General features: G+C 47.1%; 5 protein-coding genes and 3 pseudogenes. All 8 read left to right on the top strand.

The genetic code is table 11. The features are described 5' to 3' along the window. The coding region (locus tag ACJ8J5_RS06470) for an RHS repeat-associated core domain-containing protein (protein WP_442520474.1) at positions 1–455 on the top strand (455 nt) is incomplete at its 5' end. 1 nt (position 456) lies between these two features. After that, on the top strand, positions 457–774 hold the full coding sequence (locus ACJ8J5_RS06465) for a hypothetical protein (protein ID WP_060435512.1): 318 nt from the start codon (positions 457–459) through the stop codon (positions 772–774). A 141-nt stretch (positions 775–915) separates the two neighbouring features. Further along, positions 916–2,163 (top strand): annotated as a pseudogene (locus tag ACJ8J5_RS06460) (RHS repeat-associated core domain-containing protein); the annotation flags it as partial. Positions 2,164–2,173: 10 nt separating this feature from the next. Then, complete coding sequence (locus tag ACJ8J5_RS06455) at positions 2,174–2,785, top strand: hypothetical protein (protein ID WP_414104514.1); 612 nt, start codon at positions 2,174–2,176, stop codon at positions 2,783–2,785. 44 nt (positions 2,786–2,829) lie between these two features. Next, positions 2,830–3,744, top strand: a pseudogene (locus tag ACJ8J5_RS06450) (RHS repeat domain-containing protein); the annotation flags it as partial. Positions 3,745–3,747: 3 nt separating this feature from the next. Continuing rightward, entirely contained in the window at positions 3,748–4,101 is a 354-nt protein-coding gene (locus ACJ8J5_RS06445) for a hypothetical protein (RefSeq protein ID WP_033633100.1), read from the top strand. A gap of 148 nt (positions 4,102–4,249) precedes the next feature. Next, positions 4,250–5,361 (top strand): annotated as a pseudogene (locus tag ACJ8J5_RS06440) (RHS repeat domain-containing protein); the annotation flags it as partial. Beyond that, positions 5,361–6,050 (top strand): hypothetical protein, encoded by a 690-nt coding sequence (locus ACJ8J5_RS06435; protein ID WP_414104513.1) that lies wholly within the window; start codon positions 5,361–5,363, stop codon positions 6,048–6,050. The pseudogene ACJ8J5_RS06440 and the gene ACJ8J5_RS06435, both read left to right, overlap by 1 nt. The last annotated feature ends 39 nt before the right edge of the window (positions 6,051–6,089 follow it).

Here is a 6,089-nt window from a genome sequence, read left to right as displayed (position 1 = left end):
ACCTGTTCCGCTACTACGAACCCGAGGTGGGGCGTTTCACCACGCAGGATCCGATAGGGTTGGACGGTGGGTTGAACCTTTATCAGTATGCGCCGAACCCGCTGATGTGGGTGGATCCGTTTGGGTTGAGTAGTAAGCCTTGCAAGACTGAAGAAACAACCCGTGTTCGCCATTACACCAATCGTAAAGGCTCAAATGCAATTGAAGAAAGTGGCGTAATAAAAGCTCAGGATAATGGTCGAGTTTATGTTGAGCCAGCAAATAAAAAACCAATGAGTCAAGTTCAGGCTGAAAATAAATATCAAATTAAACCAGGAAGAGGAAGGGATTATGTTGAGACCGATGTTCCCAACTCACAATTAGAGTGGATTACTAATCCTCGCTATCATACCCAAGAGCTTACTGTGAAGGGTGATGTGCCCTTAAAAAACCCAACGATCACAAAAAGGAAGTAAGATGTTAAAAGAAAATGAAACAATCAAACTAACAGGTGAAGAAGCTGTTAATATAATCAAGGAGGTTAATTATTTATTGATCTCACTTGGTAATATCGCACATTATTATTACAGCGAGCCAGTTATTAGTGACGATAAGCGGTTAGAGTATGAGAGCGAAACAACTAAATTTATAGACAAGAATAAAGTTACACATAGGCTGGCAGAAATTAGAAGGATATTATCCAGTAAGTTTGATAATAGTCTTGGTGATGATGATATGGATGATATAGAGAGAGCTACAGAGGATACCCCTTATTGGGAGAAGCCGGGGGACTAGCCTCAAAGAAAATTAGGCACTACAGGAATAGCGTGGTGCCTCCTGCTAAACAAACGAATTTAGAATTTAATTAAGGCGTGAAAAGGCAATGTTTGGCTCTTTAAAAATCATATAGAATCAAATGGTTAAGATTGTATGGCAGGCCGCCTGCTGCAACACCGCGAACCCAATCAGGGCAAACCGGGCGCGCGGCTGGTGTACGATCTGGCGGATAACCTGCTGGGCGAGCGCAGCCCGCAGAGCGACATCGACGCGCACCTGCCGCTGGCGCCGATCGCCGACAACCGCCTGACGCACTGGCAAAAGCTGTTTTACCGTTACGACGCCTGGGGCAACCTGATCAGCCGGCGTAACGGCCTGTACGAACAGCACTACCGCTACGACGCCGACAACCGGCTGGTGCAGGCGCACGGCCGCGGCCCGCAGGGCGAATTCGACGCGCAGTACCATTACGATGCGCTGGGCCGCCGCAGCCGCAAAGCGGTGCGCTACAAGGGCAAAACCGCACAGACGACCCGTTTCCTGTGGCAGGGCTACCGGTTGCTGCAGGAGCAGCGCGACGACGGCAGCCGCCGCAGCTGGAGCTACGATCCGGCCAGCCCGTGGAGCCCACTGGCGGCGCTGGAGCAGGCGGGCGACAGCCGCTCGGCAGATATTTACTGGTATCACACCGATCTGAACAGCGCGCCGCTGGAGGTGACCGACGCGGCGGGCAACCTGTGCTGGTCCGGGCAGTACGACACCTTCGGCAAGCTGCAGGGCCAGACGGTGGCCGGCGCGGCGAAGCGGCAGGGCGCGCAGTATCAGCAGCCGCTGCGCTACGCCGGGCAATACCAGGACGACGAAAGCGGCCTGCACTACAACCTGTTCCGCTACTACGAACCCGAGGTGGGGCGTTTCACCACGCAGGATCCGATAGGGTTGGACGGTGGGTTGAACCTTTATCAGTATGCGCCGAACCCGCTGATGTGGGTGGATCCGCTGGGGTTGATGAGTTGCTCGACTGATGCAGCTAAGCTTGCCCGAAATCTGGGGCCACAACCTATGGGGGGAGGGAAATATGATGCGCACCATATTATAATGTCCAACTCTTCTGATGCCCGAATGGTTGCATTAAGAAAACGAATGGATGATCTCGATATTGATATTAATAATTCAAAGAATGGAGTTTGGCTTCCTAATACTAGGGCTGACCGTATAGAAGGTACTTTAACGACTGCCCACAAAGGTAATGGGATACATGGCAATGCATATAAACAATATGTTTATGATAAACTTATTAACAGTCAGACGGATAAAGAGTTTTTATCTTCTCTTAAGCAAATAAAAAGTGAGCTTGAGGGAGGTAAGGTATTTCCTCTTGCAAATGGTAGAATCCCTACTTTATAATGGTGATAAAATGAAAGAAGTAGCTGATGGTATAAGGGCTGATTTAGATGAAGTGCAGTCTCTTTTTTCGAATGAAGAGCTATTAGCTGAAAAAATATCTTCTATTAGCCATACGGAATCAAAGGTTGTATCGTGGTCTAAAACTAATGCCTTTAGTATTATTCCATTTTACAATGAGTTAACCGGATTTAAAACCGGAGAAATATTGAGTAAAGAGCCTAAGAACAAAAGTAATGCATATTGCTATTTTTCAAATGATGGCCTTGTAAATAAAATCGACAGCTATAACTCAAAAGGAGTTATGGCGGATACATCTTATATCATTAGAGATGGTGATGAGGTTCTTGAAATAAGACAGGATGTAAAGGGCAACTATTTAGCTATAAGTAGAGTTTTTTTAAACTCTGAAGGGCAGCCGTCTAAAGCTTTTTTTGCAAATGATGATGGCAATTTATCTGGTTATCATTACTTTTATAAAGATGGTAGAATCGATAGTATATTGACGGTAAGTAATTACTCTCCTTTACCATATGTTATTTTATCATGTGTTTATGATGATGGTAAAATTAGTGAAATTTATTTTAATAACAATAAGGGAAAGGTTGTTATATATCCTCGCTAGGATATTAAGTTGATTCTTAATTGACAGGGCGACTTTAGTTATTTACATGCTTCCTGTGGCAGGGCTACCGGTTGCTGCAGGAGCAGCGCGACGACGGCAGCTGCCGCAGCTGGAGCTGGAGCTACGATCCGGCCAGCCCGTGGAGCCCGCTGGCGGCGCTGGAGCAGGCGGGCGACAGCCGCTCGGCGGATATTTACTGGTATCACACCGATCTGAACAGCGCGCCGCTGGAGGTGACCGACGCGGCGGGCAACCTGTGCTGGTCCGGGCAATACGGCACCTTCGGCAAGCTGCAGGGCCAGACGGTAGCCGGCGCGGCGAAGCGGCAAGGCGCGCAATACCAGCAGCCGCTGCGCTACGCCGGGCAATACCAGGACGACGAAAGCGGCCTGCACTACAACCTGTTCCGCTACTACGAACCCGAGGTGGGGCGTTTCACCACGCAGGATCCGATAGGGTTGCGCGGTGGGTTGAACCTGTATCAGTATGCGCCGAACCCGCTGATGTGGGTGGATCCGCTGGGGTTATCTGTAGAAGGAGTTCCACATGGCTTTAATAGTTTCGGCCAATTTAAACAGTTCGGTGAAGCATTACAGGCAGGAATGAGTAAATTAGGATATCCCGGCACAGTTTCATATATGCAAGGAAGCTCCGTATCGGGAGTAAGTTTCTCTACAGGTCAACCATTTGATGTTGGCCGTGTTAGTGATTTTGACGTTGCTATTTCACATCCTGAGCTATATCAAAAAGCAGAGCAGCTGGGAATAGGAAAAGGAGGGCGCACTGGACCAATTGATATGGGTAGTGAAATGGCTAAGAAATTAGGTATTGATGATACATTGCAAAAATTATCCAAAATGTCAGGAGGTAGACCTGTGAACGCAATGGTCTTTGAGTCTGCTGCTGAAGTTAAGGCTAAAGGAAAGGGAACTAGAATACCTGGTAAATGTGGTGGATAAATTATGAAAAAATTATATTTTTTAAAATATGGCAGTATTATATCAAAAAAAGAAGCGAGCAAATTACTGGACGATAAATGGGATATAACTTGCTCGGAGTATGATAGCTCCTATTTTGGTGTTTACTTTGCATATACTGGCCTTTATGCGGACAAGTTAACCATTACTGATAATTATATTCCTCACTCTAATGAGTGGTTAGAGGAGGATAACAAAGAGTTTAGCACGATAATTAAGGTGTCTTTCACTAATGGGAAGAATCCAGAAAAACTCAGCAGGTACAAATTCTTGAAGAATGCGTTTAATCAACTTGATGGATTATCGATCATAAGTGATGAGTGCATCGAAGAAGAGTGACCGACAAGCTGTCGAAAGGATCCTTTCTTTGGGGCACTTTAGTGTGCAGCATTAAATATGAGATATAAGATCAAAGCTTGAAAAGGAGATATTAGGTTCTTTAAAAATAAAAAAGGAAGAGTAAAAACATTAGATTGTTAGTTGCATCAAAGGCCGCCTGCTGCAACACAGCGAACCCAATCAGGGTAAACCGGGCGCGCGGCTGGTGTACGATCTGGCGGATAACCTGTAGGGCGAGCGCAGAGCAACCTGATCAGCCGGCGCAACGGCCTGTATGAACAGCACTACCGCTACGACGCCGACAATCGGCTGGTGCAGGCGCACGGCCGCGGCCCGCAGGGCGAGTTCGAGGCGCAGTACCATTACGACGCGCTGGGCCGCCGCAGCCGCAAGGCGGTGCGCTACAAGGGCAAAACCGAACAGACGACCCGTTTCCTGTGGCAGGGCTACCGGCTGCTGCAGGAGCAGCGCGACGACGGCAGCCGCCGCAGCTGGAGCTACGATCCGGCCAGCCCGTGGAGCCCACTGGCGGCGCTGGAGCAGGCGGGCGACAGCCGCTCGGCGGATATCTACTGGTATCACACCGATCTGAACAGCGCGCCGCTGGAAGTGACCGACGCGGCGGGCAACCTGTGCTGGTCCGGGCAGTACGACACCTTCGGCAAGCTGCAGGGCCAGACGGTGGCCGGCGCGGCGAAGCGGCAAGGCGCGCAGTATCAGCAGCCGCTGCGCTACGCCGGGCAATACCAGGACGACGAAAGCGGCCTGCACTACAACCTGTTCCGCTACTACGAACCAGAGGTGGGGCGTTTCACCACGCAGGATCCGATAGGGTTGGAAGGTGGGTTGAACCTGTATCAGTATGCGCCGAACCCGCTGATGTGGGTGGATCCGTTTGGGTTGAGTACCAGAAGAGACCAACTTCCAGGGGATAAAACGCTTGAGACGTCTCGAGCAGCAAGAAGGGAGGCTATGCGTTCACAAGGTATCCCTACATCGCAAACATACCAAGTCCAAGTAGTCGAGGATATAACCCAATCTGAAAACTCAAAACTTAACTCAGGTATTTTGCATGAGGAACGGATTATGAGAAATAATTCTGAGGTTGGTCGTGTAAAAGTGCATCATCAAGGGCATGTTTTCACGGACAATGACACTTTTGAGAAACCACATTATCATGGTACTAAAGGCGAGCATTTCTCTTATGAGAAAGGCCGACCAAGGAATACAAATAAATACAAAGGTGATAGGTGCTTCTAATGAGAACAAAGCTGATTACTGATGCAAAAGCTAGTTTAAAAAAAATTGGTGTCTCAGTAAAAGACACGGATCTTTCTTTAATTAATGTGTTCTCAAGCGACGAATATGAGCTATACATAAAAAAGTTATGGGCAACAATAAATAGCTTTAAGGTTAAAAGGATTGTATTCCTTGATGATGACTATTATGTGGATAACGTAAGTGACAAAATAAAAAGTATAAAAAGAGCTGTGGGTAAAAACGGTTTAATGGAACTGAAGAAAAATGTAATTGAAAAAGAAGATATTATTGTTAATAATAGAAACTATTTTATTGATATGGTTGAGGTTAGTGATGATGTGAGCCTTCTAACTGTGGAGGGAATTTATAAAGCAATATATAGTGGTGGTGGGGTTTATTTATTCTTGCAGGAGGGGTTAATTTGTGAGAGTGATTCACTGTTAGGGTTGATAAAATCGTATAATGATGAGTGTGATATTTCTTGTAAATTACACTTTGGAGAAACTCTGACATCAGAGAGGTATTTCATTCTAACAGGGGGGGATGAACATAATAATTCTCACTTATCGAGTGGAGCTTCAAGGTTGACAGGGGAAGAAGTTGATAAACTCATTGAAAAAACTTCCCATCATTACCCAATGGTATTTGAAAAGCAGATATTAAAGTTTGAAACTCGCTCGCAGAGATAGGGATGTTATGCTGGGATTTATATCTGGAGGTTCTTGGGG

Origin of the sequence: Serratia sp. CY43202, from assembly GCF_052168755.1 — a bacterium.
In the GTDB taxonomy this organism is placed as follows: Bacteria; Pseudomonadota; Gammaproteobacteria; order Enterobacterales; family Enterobacteriaceae; genus Serratia; species Serratia bockelmannii.
The sequence above is the reverse complement of the archived record's forward strand: the minus strand, read 5'-3'. Positions and strand labels throughout refer to the sequence as shown.

Coding starts and splice junctions, on each gene's coding strand:
- ACJ8J5_RS06465 (WP_060435512.1), top strand. CDS start 457: ATGTTAAAAGAAAATGAAACAATCAAACTAACAGGTGAAGAAGCTGTT.
- ACJ8J5_RS06455 (WP_414104514.1), top strand. CDS start 2,174: ATGAAAGAAGTAGCTGATGGTATAAGGGCTGATTTAGATGAAGTGCAG.
- ACJ8J5_RS06445 (WP_033633100.1), top strand. CDS start 3,748: ATGAAAAAATTATATTTTTTAAAATATGGCAGTATTATATCAAAAAAA.
- ACJ8J5_RS06435 (WP_414104513.1), top strand. CDS start 5,361: ATGAGAACAAAGCTGATTACTGATGCAAAAGCTAGTTTAAAAAAAATT.